Below are 20383 nucleotides of genomic sequence, written 5' to 3'. Positions count from 1 at the left end.
AGATGTCCGGCAGGACAGAGGGGGGTGCCTGGGCGCAAACCGGCATTCCACTGCTCTTTGCAATCACTCTCCTCGCGCTCCCCGTCCCCACCTTCGCCGCCCCGATCGTCTGCCCGCCCGAAGCCGAAAACTTCCCACCCTTCTACGACGACGCCACGCTGTTCAAGAATGCCATCGCCAGCGTCGCCACTGTCCAGCCTTCCAACCAGCGGCTGACCGGCATCACGGTGCCGCATCATCTGCTGGCCGCCGACCTCGTGGCGCTCGGCTTCCGAGCCGTGTCCGGCTTCCGCTACAAGCGCATCGTCATCCTGTCGCCGGACCATTTCCACAAGACGCACAAGCTCTATGCCACCACGCTGCGCGGCTTCGACACAGTGCTTGGCCCGGTGGCAGCCGACGCCGATGCCGTGCGCCTTCTGGAGGCACATGGCGACATGGTCGAAGAATCCTGCCTGTTCGACAAGGAGCATGGCGTGCGCGCCATGCTGCCGTTCCTCCACCACTATTTCCCCGAGGCGAAAATCGTACCCGTGGCGATGTCGGTCAAGGCGAAGCGCGGCGACTGGGACAGGCTGGCCGAGGCACTCAAACCGATCGTCGACCAGGACACGCTGATCGTCGAATCCACCGACTTTTCGCACTATCTGCCGCAGCATGACTCCCGGCGTTTCGATCAGCAGACGCTGAACATGCTGGCCGCCGGATCGCTCGACGGCATAGCGGCGCTGCGCCAGCCCGATCATGCCGATTCCGTCGGCGCACTCTACATCCAGACCAAGCTGCAGCGCGAACTGTTCGGCGCCCAGCCGCTGGTGGTCGCCAATGAGAACTCGCAGGAACACACATCAGACTATGTCGAGCGAACCACCAGCTATGTGGTGGCGCTGTTCGGCGCTTTCGGCCCCGGCTTCAACAACCCGGCACGGCCCAAGGACAGGATCTACTATCTCGCCGGTGACGTGAATTTCGGCCGCGCCATGAAGAAGATCCTGGTCCGTGACGGTGTTGACGATAAGATCGTCGCCAGCATCCTGGCGCTGACCGGGTCCCGGCCGCTGATCGTCAATCTCGAAGGCGTCATCCTGCCCAATGTGCCGGAAGCGATCGATGACATGACGCTGGCCATGCCGGAAGACCTCGCTGCCAGCATGCTGAAGCGGCTGCATATCGCCGGCGTCGGCCTTGCCAACAATCACGCCTATGATCTCGGCCCGTCCGGCTATGCCGAGACGCTGCGCGCGCTGGATGAGGCAGGCATCCCGCATTTCGGCCAGGGCGAGACGCTGGCGCTTGCCGATCTCGATCTCGTCGGCCTGACCGACATCGACACCAACGGCTCCAAGAACACCGACCTGTTGACCCCTGCTCTGCTCGACCGGCTGTTGCATGAGAATGCGCAGCGGCCGGTGGTCGCCTTCGTCCATTGGGGCCGCGAGTACAAGACCGAACCGTCGCCGCGCGAAGACAGGCTTACCGATGAGATGCGGCTGCGCGGCGTCTCGGCCATTGTCGGCGGCCATCCGCATGTGTCGAGCGATGCGATCGTGCCGCTTGCCGGCGGCGATGTGGCGGAGGTCTATTCGCTCGGCAATTTCCTGTTCGACCAGAGCGCGCAACGCTCATCCGGATCGATGCTGGAACTGCGCGTCTTCGCCCAGGGCACGATCTTCACCCGGCTGATCCCGCTGCCCAACTATTTCGAGATGGGCCGTAAATAACTACCCACAGCCGGCCATGCTGCGCGGCAGATAACACGCCGCTGGCTCGGTCTTGGTCTCGAACAGCGACTGCTTCGGCCGGAAATAGAAGAAGGTCACCGGCTTGCTCTCGCGCACGCTGCCGTCGGCGAAGTGCGCGGCGATGCTGAAACTGTGGATCGACGACATTGCCGACCACATTTTCAGCCGCGCCGTATAGGCGCTGACGTTCTTGTTGCCGCGCACCGGCATGGGAATGGTGTAGTCGTGCTTGCCGATTGGGAATTCGATGTTCTGGTAGCGCATCGCTTCCGGGCTGCCGCCACCGCCATCGCCGCATTCGGCCATCGATTCGGGAACCTCGAAGACCGCCATGGTCATCTGGGTGCGGAAGGGCTCGCTCTGCTGATAGACATTGCCCTGATCGTCCGCCCAGGAATAATCGAACTTGCCGATCGCATTCAGCGTCATCGCCTGGTTGAAATTGCCGAGATAGTCGCCGACCTCGGCGAACTTGATCTTGTTGGTGAGCTGGCTGCGGCAGACATTGAGACTGTCGACCGACGGACAAGGGAAGCGTCCCGTTTCCAGGCTCGCCGTATCGACGCCGGCCTCGTCGAGCACGCTCTTGATCGACACGTCGACGCCTTCGCCGAAACCGCCTATGTCCTTGGTGAACATGCGGCTTGGCTGACCGGTCGGGTTGCCTTCCTCGTCCACCGTGGTGAACTGGATCGACATCTTCATGTCCTTGGCGTCGCCCCAGCCATTGTTGATGATCGTGAAATCCGGCCGGAAGCCGATGCAGCCGAAATGCTCGGAGATCGACAGCATCGGCTTGCGGTAGGCGTCGCTGGCGGCAACCTTCATTTCCAGGCTGTCGAGCTTGACCCTGGACTCGTCCGTCGTCTTCAGGTCGACCTCGGCAAAGGCCGGCGTGTCCTCCCAGTCCTTGCCTTCATAGACATTGCCGGTGGTGATTTTTCCGGTGCCGTTCCAAGCGTCGTTGTAGGACTCCTCCTGGGGATAGATCGCGATGTCCTCATCGCGCACCAGATGCTGGTACTGCATGTCGGACTGCTGGGTCATGCGTTGATCGACCACGACGCCGATCTCGACCTTGTCGGCATCGCCGCCGCCGGCCTGCGCCTTGAGCAGGCCGCCGACCCTGGCATCGGCCATGACGTCCGGGCGCGAGCCGCCGACCTCCTTGCCCATCACCCATTGCGATTCATAGACCGTGCCGCCGGCGAGCCGGGTCTGGCCCTTGCCGTTCTTCAGGCCATCGACAAAAGAGCCGGCAAAGATCTCGCCTGTCTTCGACAGCAGCCGGCCCTCGCCATTCGGGATGCCATCGACGAATTGCCCCTCATAACGGTTGCCGTCGGCATCGACATGGACGCCTTTCCCGTTGAGTGCTCCGCCAAGCCAATGCCCATCAAAGAACTCACCCGAGCGCAGCTCGAGCCGGCCTTGCCCGTCGGGCCGGCCGTTCCTGACGTCACCGAAATAGCTGGAATAGACGGTCTTCGGGTCATAGCTCGCCGAGCCGCGCACCCGCCATACAAGCCTGCCCTTGCCGTTGATGGTGTCGTCCTCGGCGATCGTCTTATCGGGTGACTGGCCTGCCGCCGGCTCCCAGACGAAGTCGAGATTCTTTTCCGGATGAAAGTCCCAGACACGCACGGTCCGGCGCAGCACCGAGCGTGTGTCCGCCTGATAGAGGATCTGCACGCGCTCCGCCCAGGCGCCGCCGACAGGGGCGGGATCGGCGAAAGCCGCCGAAAGCATAAGCGTGGCCAGCATCGATGCGGCCGCGACCCCGAACACTGCCCTTGTCCGCGCCATCCCCAAAACCCCTTCGGATGCCAACCCCTTGGCAAGCCAAGCGTAGTCGCGGTGCCTGCCTCGTGCAAGCGGAAGGATCGGCACGAAAAAGGCGGCGGGATTGACCCGCCGCCTTTGCATTCTCTGCGAACCCAGCCCGGATTATTTGTACAGGCTGTTGATCCACTGGATGTTGGCGGCGTTCAGCCGCACGGCGGTGTTCGCCTCGGGGCTTTCCGCCACGTTGACGCCGGTGATGATGCGCTGCTTGGAGTTGTTGTCATAGGCATAGACCGAGCTGCCGCTCGACCCCGGGAACGTATCGCAGTCATACTGGAAATATTCCGGGGCGATGTTCTCGGCATGCACTTCGCAGCTTGCCTTCCACATCGTGCCCATCGGCTTATCGCCGGGGTAGCCGACGAGGTTGGCGGTGAAGTCGCCGAGATCGTCATAGTTGGCATAGCCCAGCCAGCCAAGGTTGGTGCCGACATCCTGCTTCAGCGTGACGATGCCGAGATCCCAAGGGATGACCGAACCGTAATAGCCCTGGTAGTTGTCGATGAAGCCCTGCAACACATAGGCGCTTTCATAGGTGAAGGCGCCGAACGGTGCGTCATCGGCAGTGCTGCCATTGAGGCCCGGCACAAACAGATAGTCGGACAACCAGTCCTTGTCCTCATGGCTGTAGAGGCAGTGCGCCGCGGTGAGCACGGTGCGCGGGCCGATCAGCGTTGCCGAGCAGCTGCCGTAGCCGGTCTTCGACTTGGCTTCGAGATAGCCGATTGCCGAGAACGGATAGGTCTTGGTGTTCTTGACCTGCTCGCGATCGTCGGTGCCGAAAACCTGGCGGCCGGCTTCGCCTTCGCCGAGCCCCGGATCCTCGGTCTTGCGCGGCCCACCTTCAGCCCCATTGGCCGGCGCATTCAGCTCCTTGATGATGATCTCCCGCAGCGCTTCGCTCGGCTCGATCTTGATCACCTTGCCATCGGCGGAACGCCCGACGATGCCATAGGATTTCACAGCCGTTTTCTCGTCGGTGAGCGGCGCGGCGCGGCTGTCTTCGTCAGTAAGCTTCGGTGTCGTGATCGGTTTTGCCCGACCAGCCTTGAAGTCGCCTGAAGATACGTCCCGCATGCTTTCGCCATTACCGGCACTGGCGGAACCAGGGTCGGCGGCGAAAACCGGGACCGTCCACATTGCGGTGGAAAGCAATGCGGACGCAATCATAACGTTTGTCAGTTTTGTCATGGTGAGACTCTCCCAAAAGTCAGCAAGGACTGGATCAAAATACAGAAATATTGTCGAGATCGTGGTGGTAGCGAAAAAATGGTTAAGGCAATCGGCGCACGCACCGGTTCGTTGTTTGCCACGGTCAATCTAAGCCCCCGCCAAAAGACCCCATCGCGACATACTGCCTAAAATAATCCTAGATTGGCAATGACAAATCGCTTCCACGTAGCCCGTGGGGGGCTATAGGATTTTGTGCGGGTTCTACTCGCGGGCACGGTTAGCAAAAGTGGGCTTCGGTTTTGTGACCGATCGGGCGCCGTTTCGATACGGCACGCGTACGGATCGCGGAACCGGCAACACCTCCTTGCACAATGCCCGGCGTCGATCTGCGCGGGAGAATTGTCTCAGGAGGGTTCAGGTGCACATCACAAATCGGTTCGGACCAATCGCTGCCGCATCGCTGCTTGGCATTGCCGCTGCTTTTGTATCAATCAACACCGGCCGGGCGGATGAAAGCACCGCAAGGCCCGAAGCGGCGGTCTCGCCGATGCAGCGGGTGACCGACGCCAGGGCCAAGGCGGCGGCGGAGAACCCTGACGGCGCCGACCGGGTCTATGGCGGCAACCAGGCCGAAAAGGGCGCCTATCCGTTCCAGGTCGCGCTGCTCACCACCGCCAGACTGGACGAGAACCCCGCCTCGCAGGCCAATGCACAATTCTGTGGCGGCAGCCTGATCGCGCCGCAATGGGTGCTGACGGCGGCGCACTGCCTCAACGACAAGGGCAAGCCGATCTCGCCGGACTCTGTCACCGTGCTGACCGGCGCCACCGACCTCAGCGAAGGCAAGCGCCACAAAGTGGTGCAGGTCATCGTCAACGAGGGTTACAGCGAGCAGACGCTCGACAACGACCTTGGCCTGCTCCGGCTTGCGGATACGGCCGATGCGCCGACCATCAAACTTACCCACGAGGCGACCCCCGACACCGGCAAGACCACCGTCACCGGCTGGGGCAAGATGCAGGACGGAACGTTCCCGACCACGCTGATGGTCGCGGACCTCGATCTGCAGCCTAACAAGGCCTGCAACAGCGGCATCAAGGCCATCTATGCGCATGATCTGAAGGCAGCGCTTGGCGATCTGTCACATCGCATGCGCTATTCGGAAAAGGGCATCGATGCCGCCGCCAACGCCATCGCCGCCGACATGACCGACCCGCTGACCAGTAACATGATCTGCGCCGGCACCACCAGCGGCGTGCGCGATGCCTGCAATGGCGACAGCGGCGGCCCGCTGTTCATCACAGGTGCCGACGGCCCGGTCCAGGTCGGCGTCGTCAGCTGGGGCGAAGGCCCGGCCGACGGCAGCGCGGCCTGCGGCCACAAGGACGCCTATGGCATCTACACGCGGCTGGCCAACTATGGCGGCTGGATCGAGGCGAAGATGAAGACCCCTGCTCCGGCGCCGGAAAAACCGAAGGCAGGGCTGGGCACGGCCCAGAAGCCGAAGACGCCCTGAAGCGCGCCATTTGCTTTCATATAAAAACGGCGGGACATGTCCCGCCGTTTTTGCTTGCCGGCTTGCCAAATGGAGCTATTCCCTTGGCAACCCTATTTCCTCGGCGGGCCTTTGCGCTCGGCGGAGGCCGCCCACAGATTGATATCGGATTCGCGCGCGTAGCTGTCGATCTCGGCCAGTTCGGCATCGCTGAAGTCGAGCACCTTGAGTGCGCCGACGCAGTCCTCGACCTGCTCGGGCCGGCTGGCGCCGATCAGCGCCGACGTCACCTTGCCCTTGCGCAGCACCCAGGCCAGCGCCATCTGCGCCAGCGTCTGGCCACGCTTGCCGGCGATGGCGTTGAGCGCCTTGATGTTGGCGATGGTGCGGTCGTTGATGAAAGCCGACTTCAGCGATTTGCCCTGCGAGGCGCGGCTGCCTTCGGGGATGCCGCCAAGATATTTGTCGGTCAGCATGCCTTGCGCCAGCGGCGAGAACACGATGGAGCCGACGCCGAGCCCTTCCAGCGTATCGAGCAGGCCATCTTCCTCGACCCAGCGGTTCAGCATCGAATAGCTCGGCTGGTGGATGATGCAGGGCGTGCCGAGCTGCTTCAGTATATCGGCGGCCTCGCGGGTGCGCTGCGAATTGTAGGACGAGATGCCGGCATAGAGCGCCTTGCCCGACCGCACCGCATGGTCGAGCGCCCCCATGGTTTCTTCCAGCGGCGTGTCGGGATCGAAGCGGTGCGAGTAGAAGATGTCGACATAGTCGAGCCCCATCCGCTTCAGGCTCTGGTCAAGGCTGGCCAGCATGTATTTGCGCCCGCCCCATTCGCCATAGGGACCAGCCCACATTTCATAGCCGGCCTTGGTCGAGATGATCAGTTCGTCGCGATATCCGGCGAAGTCGGTGCGCAGGATTTCGCCGAAGGCGGTCTCGGCCGAGCCGGGCGGCGGCCCGTAATTGTTGGCGAGGTCGAAATGGGTGATGCCGAGATCGAAGGCCTTGCGGGCGATCGCCTGCTTGGTCTTGTGCGGCGTGTCATTGCCGAAATTGTGCCACAGGCCGAGCGAGATCGCCGGCAGCTTGAGACCGGACCGTCCGCAACGGTTGTAGATCATTTTTTCATAGCGATTTTCGGCGGCGACATAGGGCATGGGAAATCCTCAGGATCAGTCGGCGCGGGGATCGCCGGAAGGAACGATTGAATCGATGCTCGCTCTCTCCTTACCCCCTCCCCGGCGAAACGGGGAGAGGGAGATTTGAAAAATTATCGATAATCCCTGCGGCCTACTTCGTCTTCGCCAGCAACTCCTTGGCTGCCTTGACGCCAAGGGCGGCCGGCCGCTCGCACGTGGTCTGCATGGCGACGAATTTTCCCGTTTCGCCGGAACGCAGGATGCCGGTCATGACATCGACGGCATGCAGCGCCAGTTCCATCGAACAGCGGTGCGGCCGCCCCTCGACGATCGCCAGCGCCATGTCGGCGAGACCTGATGTGCGGTAATTGGCCATCATGCCCTGGCCGTGCATCTCATTGGGAACCCCAAGCGGGTGCTTCCATTTCGGCAGCTTCTTGACCGGCTTGCCCTCTTCGGTGAAGCGCACGTCGCCGCCGAAGAAGTTCGGATCCGGCACGAACACCGTGCCTGCCTCGCCATAGAGCTCCATCGGCGCATGGCCGTGAGCCCAGACATCCCAGCTGGTGTTCAGCGTCACCACGGCGCCATTCTCGAACTCCAGCAGGCCATGGATGGTGGTCGGCGTGTTGACCGGGATTTTTTCGCCCGCGCGCGGCTTCGATGAAATCGTCCGCTCCTTGGCCGGCGTTGTCGCGAAAGCCGCCACCTGCTTCACCGGGCCGATCAGCTGGATCAGATTGGTGATGTAGTACGGCCCGATATCGAGCACCGGTCCGGCGCCCGGCTGGAAGAAGAAGTCCGGATTGGGGTGCCAATGCTCCATGCCATGACCCATGACATGGCAGGTACCGCTGGTGATCTTGCCGAGCTTGCCCTCGTCGATCAGCTCGCGCACCAGCTGGTGCGCACCGCCGAGGAAAGTATCGGGCGCCGAGCCGATGCGCAGCCCCTTCTTCTCGGCCCGTGCCTTGAGGTCCTGGCCCTCCTTGAGCGAGAGCACGAACGGCTTTTCCGAATAGACGTGCTTGCCGGCGTCGAGCACCCGTTTCGACACCTCATAATGCACCGCCGGTATCGTCAGGTTGACGATGATGTCGATGTCGTCGGCCTTCAGCAGGTCCTCGACGGTCTCGGCGCGCAGCTTGAATTCCTTCGCCCGCGCCCTCGCCGCATCCATGTTGATGTCGGCGCAGGCGCGCATCTCGATGCCGCGAAACAGCGGCGCCAGCGAGAAATACGCCTTCGAGATGTTGCCACAGCCGATGACGCCAATACCCAGTTTCTTTGCCATGATGATTGTTCCTAGTAAGCCTTGACGGATGCGATCGAGCGGCGGGCGAAGCGCTCGATGTCATTGGGGTTGTCCTGTTCCATGACAAAGTACTTTGCCGCGCTCTTGGCCCGCAACAGTTTGATCAGGCCGGCCCAGTCGATCGTGCCGTGGCCGACATCCGACCAGCCATCCTCGTCCAGTCCCTCGCCCGGCTTGGCGATGTCCTTGACATGCACGGCGACGATGCGCTTGCCGTGCTTTTCGATCCAGGGCAGCGGATCGGCGCCACCGCGCACCACCCAGGCGAGGTCCATCTCCCAACCGATACCGGGGGCGGAAGACAGGATGTGGTCCTGCGGCACCGACCCGTCGGCGAGTGCCTTGAACTCGAAATCATGGTTGTGCCAGGCAAAGCCGTAACCGGCCTTCGAGGCGACCTCGCCGACCTTGGCTAGGCGCTCACCGAAGCCCCGCCAGCCGGCCGCGTCGGACGGCCTTTGCTCTGCCAGGAGATAAGGGCAGATCAAAAGCTTGATGCCGAGCGCTTCGGCTGTTGCGCGCACGCCGTCGAAATCCTTTTCCAGCGCATCGATGGAAAAATGCCCGGTCGGCATGGAAAGTCCGTTCTTGTCGAGTTCGGCGCGGAAGGCCTTGGGGTCGTCATAAACGCCGCCGAAGCCTTCGACTTGCGTGTAACCGAGCTTGCCGAGTGTCGCGAGGACGCCTTCCCAGGGCTGGAAGTTGCGGGCGCTGTAAAGTTGGAATGACCAGTTCATCGTCTTTGTCCGTTCTGCTTGGGATGGTGGGGCTTGAGGGATGGTTCTGGGGGGAGATTAGAGGCGGTTGCCGGTTTGGGCATCGAACAGCGAGGCCCGCATCGGATCAAAGCCGATGCTTACCGCGTCCGCATTTTTCGGCGTGCGCTCCGATGTCACCCGGACGGTGAAATTCTGCTTACCGAGCTTCAGCCAGACCAGCGTATCGGAGCCCATCGGTTCGACGACTTCGACATTTGCGTCAGCCGTAAACGGCCAGCCGGCGCCGCTGTTGAAGGCGACGTGCTCGGGGCGCATGCCGAATACGGCCGGCCCCGGTACCGGCTCCTTCTCGAAGGCGTAGGTCGCGAGCGGAATGCGTACATCCTCGACAACGAAATGCCAGTCGCCCTTGTCCTTCTCCAACCTGCCGTCGATGAAATTCATCGCCGGCGAGCCAAGGAAGCCGGCGACGAAACGGTTGACTGGGCGGTTGTAGATGGTCTGCGGCGCGTCGAGCTGCTGGATGACGCCGCCCTTCATCACCGCGATGCGGTCGGCGAGCGTCATCGCCTCGATCTGGTCGTGGGTGACGTAGATCATGGTGTTCTGCAATTTGCGGTGCAAAAGCTTGATCTCGACACGCAGTTCCGAGCGCAATTTGGCGTCGAGATTGGACAATGGCTCATCGAACAGGAAAACGTCGACATCGCGCACCAGTGCGCGCCCGATCGCCACGCGCTGACGCTGGCCGCCGGACAGTGCCGAGGGCTTGCGTTGCAGCAGCGGCTCGATCTGCAGGATCTCCGCGGCGCGCGCGATGCGTTTGGCGATTTCGTCCTTGGGCAGGCCTGCGACGCGCAGGCCGAAGGACAGGTTCTTCTCCACCGTCATCTGCGGATAGAGTGCGTAGGATTGGAACACCATGCCGATGCCGCGGTCCTTCGGCTCTTCCCAGGTGACGTTCTTGCCCTTGATGAAGATGCGGCCTTCGGAAACGTCGAGCAGGCCGGCAATGCAGTTGAGCAAGGTCGACTTGCCGCAGCCGGAGGGTCCCAGAAGCACGATGAACTCGCCTTCAGCGACATCGAGATTGAGCGTCTTCAGCACCGTCACCGCGCCGAAATTCAGCGACAGATCCTGGATCGATACGCTGGTACCGTTTTGCGCCATATCCATCAGCCTTTCACCGCGCCGGCGGCGATGCCGCGCACGAACCATCTTCCGGAAATGAAGTAGATGATCAGAGGAACCGCCGCCGTCAGAATGGTGGCTGCCATGTTGACATTGTACTCCCGCACGCCGGTCGTGGTGTTGACGATGTTGTTGAGCTGCACCGTCATCGGCCAGTTGGACCGCCCGGCAAACACGATGCCGAACAGGAAGTCGTTCCAGATGCCGGTGACTTGCAGGATGACGGCGACGACGGTGATCGGCACCGACATCGGTAGCATGATGGAGAAGAAGATGCGCCAGAACCCCGCCCCGTCGACCCGCGCTGCCTTGAACAGCTCGACCGGCAGGGCCGCATAGAAATTGCGGAACAGCAGGGTCAGGATGGGCATGCCGAAGATCGTGTGGATGATGATTATGCCGGGAAGGGTCGCAAACAGCCCGACCGAGCTCAGGCCGATGATCAACGGATAGATCACGACCTGATAGGGCACGAAGGCGCCGAAGACGAGCAAGCCGAACAGCAGATTGGCGCCCTTGTAGGGCCAGAAGGTCAGCGCATAACCGTTGATCGAGGCGCAGATGATCGAGATGATCACGCTCGGCACGGTGATCTTCACCGAATTGTAGAATCCGGGGCTGAGCCCGTTGCAGTCGCGGCCGGTGCAGGCATGCAGCCGGGCGTCGGCCCAGGGCTGAAAGGTCGGCTCGAGCGGCAAGCTGAAAAGATGTCCGAGCCTGATCTCGGGCATCCCCTTCAGCGACGTGACGATCATGATGTAGACCGGGATGAGGAAGAAGAGCGCCGCAACGACCAGGAAGGCATAAAGGCCGATGCGACCGGCCGATGTCCGCCGTGGTTTCGGCCCGAAGGGCGCGACGCCAGCCTGATCCGGCCGTTCTTGAGTGGTGATCACGCCGGCGCTCATAGGGCTGCTTCCCGCTGGCGATTGCGCCGCCACATGACAAGTCCGCCGAACGCCAGCACGACCAGAACCGGTAGCAGCATCATCGTGGCCGCGGCCATGCCCTGGCCGACGTTCTGGCGGACGGTGATGAGCTGGATGACGTAGACCGCCGGCATCGACGTGGCGATGCCGGGACCGCCGCCGGTCATGGCGATGACCAGGTCGTAGACCCGCACCACGCCGACACATTGGAGAACGAAGGCGGTTGCGAAGGCGCCCTTCATCATCGGCGCCACGATGGAGACATGCGTGCGCCATGTCGGAATGCCGTCGACCCTCGCCGCTTTCCAGATCTCCTCGTCAACGCCGCGCAGGCCTGCAAGCAGGATCGCCATCGTCACGCCCGAGCCCTGCCAGATGCCCGCCACGACCAGCGCGTAGATCGCGGTGTTGGCGTCAACCAGGGGGCGAAGCTGAAGCTCGACCAGCCCAGATTGCGCATTGCCTCCTGCAGGCCGAGATTGGGATCGAGCACCCACTGCCAGACGAGGCCGGTGACGATCAGCGACATGGCGAAAGGATAGAGGAAGATCGAGCGGAACAGGTCCTCCTGGCGGATGCGCTGGTCCATGAAAACGGCGAGCAGATAGCCGAACACCATGTTGCAGGTGATCGACATCAGGCCGAAGAACCAGATGTTGTTGACCGAGACGAGCCAGCGGCTATCGGCCCAAAGCCGCCTGTACTGCGCCAGGCCGACGAAATCGTAATTGGGGAATAGCTTGGAACTGGTGAACGACCAGAGCACCGAGAAGCCGATGCCGATCACGAAGACGCCGACGGCAACGAGAATCATCGGTATCGTTCCGATGACGGCGGGCAGGTGAAATCTGCGCCTCCAGCTCCTCTGCATCGTCCGTCTTTCTCCGCTTCTACCGACACGCTGGGCCATCTGCCGACGCGAAAGTCAGCCTCCGCCAGGTTCGCAACCGCCGCGGCTTCCGATCCTGCGACTGTCAGCCCGCCGACAACGGCTTCTGCTTGGCGAGCCGAATTGGGACCGAGGCGCCGCTGCATGAGCGGCGCCTCGGGTGCTGATCGGCTCCTAGTCGGAATTTCCGATGATGGTGGCGAACTTCGCGGTAGCGTCGTCGGCCGTCATGGAGTCGTCGGCGAAGAATTGCGCGACGAGCTCATTGAGCTGCTGGTTGGTGTTCTCGGTGATGAACCGGTTGGTCGCGGTGACGATGTTGGCCGGATCTTCCACCGCCTTCAGCGACTTCTGCATGCACGGGTCGGCCGTCGACATGTCGACATCGCCACGCACGGGCATCGAACCCTTGGCGTTGTTGAAGGCGACCTGAACCTCAGGGCTGATGAGCAGTGCGGCAAGACGCTTCTGCGCTGCCTCGACATCCGGATTGTTCTGCTTGAAGAAAACGATGATGTCGCCGTCGGTGCTGACCACCGGCTTGGCCTCGTTCAAGCCGATCATGCAGCCGAAATCCTTGACGCCGGTCATGCCGGCGGCCGCGAATTCGCCGCGCGCCCAGTCGCCCATCACCTGAAGTCCGGCCTTGCCGGTGATCACCAGATTGGTGGTGTCGTTCCAGTTGCGGTTGGCGTAGCCATTGTCGGTGAACTGCTTCAGGGTCCTCAACTGCGTGAAGACGCCTTTCATCTCAGGGCCGCCGGCAATTTCGGCACTCTTCTTGGTGTACATCTCGTCACGCTTGGCGACACCGAGCGCCTCGGTGACCATATCCTGGAAGAGCAACTGGATCTGCCAGCCATTTCCGTCGCCGCCGATGGCGAAGGGAATGAGGCCTGCCTCCTTGATCTTCGGCGCGGCTGCGATGAAATCGGCAAGGTTCTTCGGCTCCGGCACACCGGCTTTCTCGAACACCGGCTTGGAGTACCAGGCCCAGTAGTTCGAATGGATGTTGACCGGAACGCACCACCAATGACCGTCGACGAGACAGGCGCTGCCGATCGCTTTCGGGCGGATGACCTGATCCCACTTGCCGGCGGTCGCGACGTCGGTGAGGTCGAGCAGCTTGCCGCCCGAGATCAGTTCCTCGTATTGCCGACCGGGATTGAACTGAGCCGCGCCGGGCGGATCGCCGCCGAGCACGCGCTGCATGACGGTCGAGCGGGCGGTTTCGCCCAGGGCAATCGCGCTGTCCACCCACTTGTCGCCATGGCCGTCATTGTCGAAGGCCTTTGCGAACTGCGAGACCGCCGCCGACTCGCCCTTCGATGTCCACCAGTGGATGACTTCCAGGTCCGTGGCCCTGGCCGGGCCGGCAAACTGCAGCGCGGCCGATGCTGCCAGCGCAGCGGTCGAAATCCTGTATCGCATTTCGGTTCCTCCCAGAATCTGAAACGTTACAGATTTTGGATAAGGCAATTGCAGGGATGACGCAACCCTGGGCAGGCGACCCGTCCGATATTTTTTCGAGCCACGAATAAAATACGCCATCGATCATCTCGTTGTGCGCCGCAATATGAGCCATCGCAGCGCAAAACAAACAGTTCAGCCACGAAAGTCGGTAAAATGAGCGCTGGAAGGTCTCTTCGCCTTGTATTCTCAAGAGAAATCACGACCACGTGTTCGCTGCCCATTCGCCAACCGGCAATCGAGATTGGCAATCTGTAACGTTTCAGTATATTGCGGCCTTCGCCGGGCTTGAAATTGTGCGACGCCGCAAATCGCGGCGATTGCCGACCCGCCCTGCGGCTGCTATGCGCCTGACGGGCGGAACGAATGGACAGACGGCGTACGGAAAAGAACGACGAGAATTCGGCCAAGGAGCGGCCGACGCTGAAGACGCTTGCCTTCATGACCGGGCTTGGCGTCACCACCGTATCGCGCGCCCTGAAGGACGCGCCGGAGATCGGCGCCGAGACCAGGCGCCGCGTCCAGCTGGTCGCCAAGCAGATCGGTTACCGGCCCAACCGCGCCGGCGTGCGCCTGCGCACCGGCAGGACCAATGTCATCAGTCTTGTGCTCAACACCGAACGCGAGATCATGAGCTTTGTCTCGGACATCATCTACGGCGTTTCGGAAGTGCTCGCCGACACGCCCTATCACCTGATCGTCACGCCCTATTCGCGTTCGCAGGATCCGCTCGATCCCATACGCTATCTGGTCGAGACCGGTTCCGCCGATGGTGTCATCATTTCACGCACGCAGCCGAACGATGCCAGGGCCCGCTATATGCTGGAGCACGGCATTCCTTTTGCCACGCATGGCCGCACCGACATGGGGCTGGTCCACCCCTATCATGATTTCGACAATCACGCTTTCGCGGTCGAAGCCGTGCGGCGCCTTGCGAGCATGGGACGCCGCAAGCTCGCTCTGCTGGCACCACCCATTGGACTGAGCTACCACAGCCATACGGTCAACGGCTTTGCCGATGCGCTGAGCGAGGTCGGCGCCAGCGAGATCCCGTTCAGCACCGTATCGATCGACCATTCGATCGAGCAGATCAGGACGAGGACCGCGCAGCTGATGCGCCGCGACATCAGGCCGGACGGGTTCGTCAGCAGCGCCGCCGCCGCCACGCTTGCGTTGGTCGCCGGCATCGAGGATGCAGGCCTCAAGCTTGGCCGCGACGTCGACATCGTCTCCAAGCAATCATCGGACCTTTTGCACCTGTTTCGGCCCGAACTGCTGATCGTCAATGAGAACTTCCGGCTGGCGGGCTCGGAGCTCGCCCGCTCGGTGCTCGGCTGGATCGGAGGCGCAGCACCCGGCTCGCTGCAAAGTCTCAGCGTGCCAGGCGAGGTCCTGGCCTACCAGCGGTCAACGACCTAGAGCAGTTCACCGTTTCATGGAAACAGCGAACCGCTCTAACTCTTTGTTTTGACGCAATTCCCAAGGGCAAAGCGCTATGCGCTTTGCCCCGAGAAAACCGCTCACACTTTTCCTGGAATTGCTCTAGCCGGCGGCGCCGCTGCCCCACGGCCCGTGGAACGCGCCTTGCTCGCCGATGCGTTCGAAGCCATGCGCACCGAAGAAGTCGCGCTGCGCCTGGATCAGGTTCGAGGTGCCGCGGCCCTGGCGATAGCTGTCGAAATAGGCAAGCGCGGAAGCCAGCGCCGGCACCGGCGAGCCGGCCTCCGATGCCTTGGCAACAACGCGCCGGAGCGACGGATGCGCCTCCTGCATCATCGTGATGAAGGCAGGCGCCATCAAAAGGTTGGTGGCAGCGCCGCCCGAACCGAAGGCGTCCGCCATCGTGTCCAGCATCTGCGAACGGATGATGCAGCCGGCGCGCCAGATCTTGGCGATGGTCGGCATCGGCAGGTTCCAGCTGAACTCCTTCGAGGCCCCGCTCATCACCGCGAAACCTTGCGCATAGGCGGCGATCTTGCCGGCGAGCAGCGCCAGCTCCAGGTCTTTCAGAAGTGCCGCCTTGTCGCCCGCAATCTTGGTCACGCCGATATTGCCATAGGCTTTTTCGGCCGCCTGACGCTCGTCCTTGATCGACGACAGCACGCGTGCCGCCACCGCCGCCTCGATCGCGGTCGCCGGAATGCCGAGCTGCTGCGCCTCGATGACGGACCATTTGCCGGTGCCCTTCTGGCCGGCGCGGTCGAGGATGACATCGACCACCGGCTTTCCGGTCTTCGGATCGTCGGCGGCCAGAACCTTGGCGGTGATCTCGATCAGATACGAATCGAGCCGGCCCTTGTTCCAGTTTTCAAAGACGGTGCCGATCTCCTTCGGCCCCATGCCCAGGCCATCGCGGAGGATGCCGTAGATTTCGGCGATCATCTGCATGTCGGCATATTCGATGCCGTTGTGGATGGTCTTGACGAAATGGCCGGCGCCATCGGTACCGAGCCAGGCGGCACAGGGCTCGTCCTTGAACTTGGCGGAGATGGCGGTCAGCACTTTTTCGACGCGCTTCCAGGAGTCTTCGGTGCCGCCGACCATGATCGACGGGCCGTGGCGCGCGCCCTCCTCGCCACCGGACACACCCATGCCGATGAAGGTGAGGTTTGAATCGGACAATTCGGAGAAACGCCGCATCGTGTCGCGGAAATTGGCGTTGCCGGCGTCGATGACGATGTCGTTGGCAGACAGCACGCCGCGCAGCGCTTCGATCTGCTCGTCGACCGGCTTGCCGGCCAGCACCATGATGATGACCGGGCGAGGTGGTTTGATCGCGGCGGCGAGTTCTTCCAGGCTGTAGCAGGGAACGACCATGTCCTTCAGCGCGCCGGCATTCTCGACGAAAGCGTCGGTGCGAGCCCGGGTGCGATTGAAGACGGCAATGCGGTGCCCGTGTTCGGCGATGTTCAGCGCCAGGTTGGAGCCCATCGTGCCAAGGCCGATCAGGCCGATTTCGGCTTTTTCCATCGTTTCTTCCCTGCTTTCGGATCTTGTTGGTTGGAGCCCGCGATTTTGCCGGGATGATTGACGGGCCTTTCGCGCCGCGTCAACCGCCTCGCCGAATTGTGTTGCCGTTGCACAATGTAGACCGTTCGACAACGGTATCACATCTGTCGGTCACGGCCTGATGTCCACCGGGGACTCAATCTTCACGATCTCGAAGTCCGAGACGAGGATGTCGATGCGCACCGTCCAGCGGCCGGGAACCGGGATGACGAGGTTGTCGACACGCCAGCTGCCGTCGCCGGGCTTGGTCGCCGCGCGCTTCAGCGGCTCGATGCCGGAATCCGGTTTCGACAGCACCAGCGTCACTTCCTTGGCGTCGAGCGGGCCGAAATCACCGGTCATGATGATCATCGAGGCGGCGACAGGCCCGGCATGGCCAGGCGTGATGCTGAGATCGGCCATCGCCTGCAGCGCGTGGATGTGAACCGAAACCGGCTGCGCCGCCGCGATCGCCAGGGCCCGCGGCGGCGGCGTGAAGCGCCAGCCAGCGGCAACGCCGAAGATCGCCACCACGATCAGCATTTCGACGCCGATCGAGCGGGTGAGCCTGCGCTGGACCTCCGTCGCGCCCGCCTCGGCCGCGGCGGTGAGTTTCCAGCGATTGACGGCGGCAAGCGTGAACAGGAAGACCAGCAGAGCGAGCTTGACCAGCAGCAGCCGGCCGTAGGCGGTGACGATCAATGCCGAAGGCGTCTGCACCTGGATGATGGCAAGTACGATGCCGGCCGCGGCGAGCGCGGCCACGACAGGCAGGATCGCAGAGGAGAAGCGGCGCAGGAAAGCGGCGGCATCAGCCGTCTGGCGCTTCAGCGCGAGACCGAGCGGCATCAGCGCACCGGCCCAGAAGGCAATGCCGACGCCATGCACGAACACCATCGGCCGCGTCAGCCATTGCGGCTCGGCCGCGCTGGCGTGGCCGCTGGCGGCGAGCGCAACGCCGACGCCCGTAATGCCGGCAAGCGCAAACAGCCCGGTGAGTACACGCGGGCCGGCCAGCGACAACAGACCGAGCCCCAGCGCGATGAGAGCGAACAGCACCGTCCAGCCGAAGCTGGTGCCGAGCCCGGTCCGCCAGATCACCGGCTGCGCCAGATGCGAGAGCGGCGCTCCGAGCGCATCGAGACCCAGAAAGCCGAGTGACAAGGGGGTTGCGACCAGCCCACACAGGATCGCAGCGGTGACGAAGCGCTGACCCGCTCGTCCGTCGCCGGCCAGCCAGGCAAGGGCGAAGGCGCCGCCGCCGCCGAGGAAAAGACCGATGTAGAGAAAGACCTTGCCGATCCAGATCGCCGACCTCAGCGGCCAGTCGACGGCCTCGGACACGGCGGGCGGTTCGCTTGGCGCGCCGATGGAAAACAGCAGCGAACCACCGACCGGATGGCCGTCGGCGGAAATGACACGCCAGCTCAGCACATGCGTGCCGGATTTGAGCGTTTGCGGATTGTCGATCTCGACCGTCTGGTCGCTGAGCCGGAAGGATGTCAGCGCAACAGGCGTGCCGTCGGGCTTCACCAGCGTCAGCACCAGCGGCGAAACCGGCTCGCTGAAGGTCAGTGAGAACTGCGCCGGAGCCTGCGTCAGCACCGCGCCGTCAGCCGGGTCGGTCTTGATCAGCGCGGCATGGGCAAAGGCCTGATCTGTCAATGCCATGACAATAAGTGCCATGAGCAGGACCAGCAGCCCACCGCCAATCCAGCCGGCGAACTTGCTGGTGGTATCGACCATCCGGGAAGGTATTGCGGTCATGCCATGCCACGGGGCTGCGGCGCGCTCCGCCAAGCAGAGCGCGCCAGGGGAGAAACTATTTTTTCGGCGTGAGCTTGATGCCGGGTGCCGGGTTCTCCAGCGCGCCTTCATCCTGCCCTGCCGCCGGAATCTCGATCCAGCGGTCGGTGGCGCCATCGCATTCCTGCACCACCGGGAAGTAGAGTTTCTGGCCGACGGGCAGGTCCGCCGTCAACGTCGCGCGGAAGACGAACTCATCATAGAATTCATCGGGCAGATTGCCGCCGCTCCAGTCGACTTCCTTGACGCCGTCGGTCACCGCCTGACCATATAGCTGATAGGATTTTTCATATTTGCCCTTCTTGGTCTGCAGCGTCCAGCCCGGCTTCGGCATCGGCTTCACCGCGATCACTCCTTCTGGAATCTGCACGCGCACGGCGGTCGTCGCCTTGCCGTCGCAACCATGCGGCACACGCAGCACCGCCTTGTAGGTCGAGCCGACCGCCGCTTCCTGGGTTTCGAGCGTGATGTGCGCGAAGGCGGCATTCGTCCCCAGCACGAGAAACGCGCCGGCCGTCAAAAGATACTTATTCATATGGTCCCTCAGATTTCAAAATTTGCGGATTGGCGCGATCAATTGGCGTGGTCGTCCATGCCGCCCATCTCGCCCATGCCTTCGACGGCGAACTCGATATTGACCGTGCCGGCCTTCTCGAAAGTCAGCGTGGCGGCAAATTTTTCGCCTTGCTTGGGTTGCCGCTTCAGACCGATGAACATCAAATGATAGCCGCCTGGCGCCAGCGCCACCTTGCCGCCCGCGGGGACCTCCAGGCCGCCGGAAACCGGCCGCATGGTCATGACACCGTCCTTGACGCCCATCTGATGCAGCTCGGCCTTTTCGGAAACATCAGAGGAGATCGACAGCAGCCGGTCCGGCGCACTGCCCTTGTTGACGATGGTGAAATAGCCGCCGGCCACCTTGGCGCCGGCCGGTGTGGCGCGCGACCAGGGATGCTCGATCTCGAGATCACCGACCTTGAACTCATGCGCCAGAACGGAATGGGCGCCGACGAGCATGATCGCAAAAGCCAGCCCGACCGCGCCGAGGCGTTCCTGGAAGCGAGACAGAATGCGGCTGAACAGAGTGCCCGCCGCCGTAGGGAAAAGATGGGACATGGTTGCTCCATGAAGTGATGATCGCGCCGTTGCCGGTCGCGAGTAGTTTTGATCTTTGGATGGGTACGCCCGTGAAAGGTTCCGCCGGGCAGAAAGGCTCAGGCCGCCAGCGGCGGCGCGCGCGGATTCGACGGCGAGCGTTCGCGCGCGAAGTCGAGATGAATGCTCGCCGGAAAGACGAAGGCGACAGCTTCAAAGGAAAGGCTGCCCAGGGCCAGCCCGGCATCGGGCGGCGGCGCAAAGGCCGATGAGAACATGCTGCAGCCAAGCGTGCAGCAGGCCGGCAGATGCGACGGGTGCTGGTCACCGCCGGGAAGCTGGGTGGCGCCATCACGGGTACAGATGACGTTGCCGAAAGCGTCGAGCTGCGCGGCATTCGGCCCGGTGCCGAAGGCGAACGCGCCGAGCGTCGACTGCAGCAGCAGCAGGTAGGCCGCGACAAGCGCAACCGGCATGCTCCAGCGTCTTCCCTTCTTGCTCAAATGACTTGCCTGTTCAAACCATCTGCCTCTTCAGGCTTGGAAGATACCTACCACGGCCGGAGCAGGCCGAAAATCGGCAAT

At 62.7% G+C, this 20383-nt stretch carries 16 protein-coding genes and 1 pseudogene; 3 read left to right on the top strand and 14 right to left on the bottom strand.

Translation table 11 applies throughout. The features are described from left to right. The first annotated feature begins 2 nt into the window (after positions 1 to 2). Positions 3 to 1721: an AmmeMemoRadiSam system protein B gene (gene amrB, locus AC56QX_RS10850; RefSeq protein WP_497115842.1), complete on the top strand. Its 1719-nt coding sequence runs from the start codon at positions 3 to 5 to the stop codon at positions 1719 to 1721. On the opposite strand, the gene AC56QX_RS10845 is transcribed toward amrB, so the two are convergent. Together AC56QX_RS10845 and AC56QX_RS10840 are read right to left on the bottom strand one after the other, a co-directional pair. Next, the gene (locus AC56QX_RS10845) at positions 1722 to 3548 is read right to left on the bottom strand and encodes an MORN repeat-containing protein (protein ID WP_497115840.1); all 1827 of its coding nucleotides are present in this window, start codon (positions 3546 to 3548) and stop codon (positions 1722 to 1724) included. A 141-nt stretch (positions 3549 to 3689) separates the two neighbouring features. Further along, on the bottom strand, positions 3690 to 4778 hold the full coding sequence (locus tag AC56QX_RS10840) for a trypsin-like serine peptidase (RefSeq protein WP_497115839.1): 1089 nt from the start codon (positions 4776 to 4778) through the stop codon (positions 3690 to 3692). 400 nt (positions 4779 to 5178) lie between these two features. Here AC56QX_RS10840 and AC56QX_RS10835 point away from each other — a divergent pair, with 400 nt between their 5' ends. Beyond that, positions 5179 to 6276 carry a S1 family serine peptidase gene (locus tag AC56QX_RS10835; RefSeq protein ID WP_497115838.1) on the top strand — a complete coding sequence of 366 codons (1098 nt, stop codon included), beginning with the start codon at positions 5179 to 5181 and terminating at the stop codon, positions 6274 to 6276. Positions 6277 to 6368: 92 nt separating this feature from the next. Here AC56QX_RS10835 and mgrA read toward each other — a convergent pair whose 3' ends face one another. From mgrA to AC56QX_RS10800, 7 genes and pseudogenes are all read right to left on the bottom strand, one after another. Then, positions 6369 to 7415 carry an L-glyceraldehyde 3-phosphate reductase gene (gene mgrA, locus AC56QX_RS10830; protein WP_497115837.1) on the bottom strand — a complete coding sequence of 349 codons (1047 nt, stop codon included), beginning with the start codon at positions 7413 to 7415 and terminating at the stop codon, positions 6369 to 6371. Positions 7416 to 7548: 133 nt separating this feature from the next. Beyond that, positions 7549 to 8691, bottom strand: a complete 1143-nt coding sequence (locus tag AC56QX_RS10825; protein ID WP_497115836.1) for a Gfo/Idh/MocA family protein — start codon at positions 8689 to 8691, stop codon at positions 7549 to 7551. 11 nt (positions 8692 to 8702) lie between these two features. After that, entirely contained in the window at positions 8703 to 9449 is a 747-nt protein-coding gene (locus AC56QX_RS10820; RefSeq protein ID WP_497115834.1) for a sugar phosphate isomerase/epimerase family protein, read from the bottom strand. Positions 9450 to 9506: 57 nt separating this feature from the next. After that, on the bottom strand, positions 9507 to 10607 hold the full coding sequence (locus tag AC56QX_RS10815) for an ABC transporter ATP-binding protein (RefSeq protein WP_497115832.1): 1101 nt from the start codon (positions 10605 to 10607) through the stop codon (positions 9507 to 9509). Beyond that, positions 10607 to 11530, bottom strand: a complete 924-nt coding sequence (locus tag AC56QX_RS10810) for a carbohydrate ABC transporter permease (protein WP_497115830.1) — start codon at positions 11528 to 11530, stop codon at positions 10607 to 10609. Before AC56QX_RS10810 ends, AC56QX_RS10815 begins: the two co-directional genes overlap by 1 nt. After that, positions 11527 to 12422: pseudogene (locus tag AC56QX_RS10805) on the bottom strand (carbohydrate ABC transporter permease). The gene AC56QX_RS10810 and the pseudogene AC56QX_RS10805 overlap by 4 nt, the downstream one beginning before the upstream one ends. 192 nt (positions 12423 to 12614) lie before the next feature. Then, positions 12615 to 13871, bottom strand: a complete 1257-nt coding sequence (locus tag AC56QX_RS10800; protein WP_497115829.1) for an ABC transporter substrate-binding protein — start codon at positions 13869 to 13871, stop codon at positions 12615 to 12617. Positions 13872 to 14276: 405 nt separating this feature from the next. Between AC56QX_RS10800 and AC56QX_RS10795 the strand changes: the two genes are divergently transcribed. After that, positions 14277 to 15329, top strand: a complete 1053-nt coding sequence (locus AC56QX_RS10795) for a LacI family transcriptional regulator (RefSeq protein WP_497115828.1) — start codon at positions 14277 to 14279, stop codon at positions 15327 to 15329. A 123-nt stretch (positions 15330 to 15452) separates the two neighbouring features. Here the strand turns inward: AC56QX_RS10795 and gnd are convergent, their stop codons facing one another. The 5 genes from gnd to AC56QX_RS10770 form a co-directional block, all read right to left on the bottom strand. Beyond that, positions 15453 to 16880, bottom strand: coding sequence for an NADP-dependent phosphogluconate dehydrogenase (gnd, locus tag AC56QX_RS10790; RefSeq protein WP_497115826.1), 1428 nt, complete (start codon positions 16878 to 16880; stop codon positions 15453 to 15455). Between the two features lie 150 nt (positions 16881 to 17030). Then, positions 17031 to 18665, bottom strand: coding sequence for a copper resistance CopC/CopD family protein (locus AC56QX_RS10785; RefSeq protein ID WP_497115824.1), 1635 nt, complete (start codon positions 18663 to 18665; stop codon positions 17031 to 17033). Positions 18666 to 18720: 55 nt separating this feature from the next. Continuing rightward, complete coding sequence (locus tag AC56QX_RS10780) at positions 18721 to 19239, bottom strand: YcnI family copper-binding membrane protein (protein WP_497115823.1); 519 nt, start codon at positions 19237 to 19239, stop codon at positions 18721 to 18723. A 38-nt stretch (positions 19240 to 19277) separates the two neighbouring features. Next, positions 19278 to 19820 carry a copper chaperone PCu(A)C gene (locus AC56QX_RS10775; RefSeq protein WP_497115822.1) on the bottom strand — a complete coding sequence of 181 codons (543 nt, stop codon included), beginning with the start codon at positions 19818 to 19820 and terminating at the stop codon, positions 19278 to 19280. A 98-nt stretch (positions 19821 to 19918) separates the two neighbouring features. Continuing rightward, positions 19919 to 20275, bottom strand: coding sequence for a DUF2946 family protein (locus tag AC56QX_RS10770; protein WP_497115820.1), 357 nt, complete (start codon positions 20273 to 20275; stop codon positions 19919 to 19921). Positions 20276 to 20383 lie beyond the last annotated feature (108 nt).

The organism is Mesorhizobium sp. RCAM 06353 (assembly GCF_059683585.1).
The sequence above is the reverse complement of the archived record's forward strand: the minus strand, read 5'-3'. Positions and strand labels throughout refer to the sequence as shown.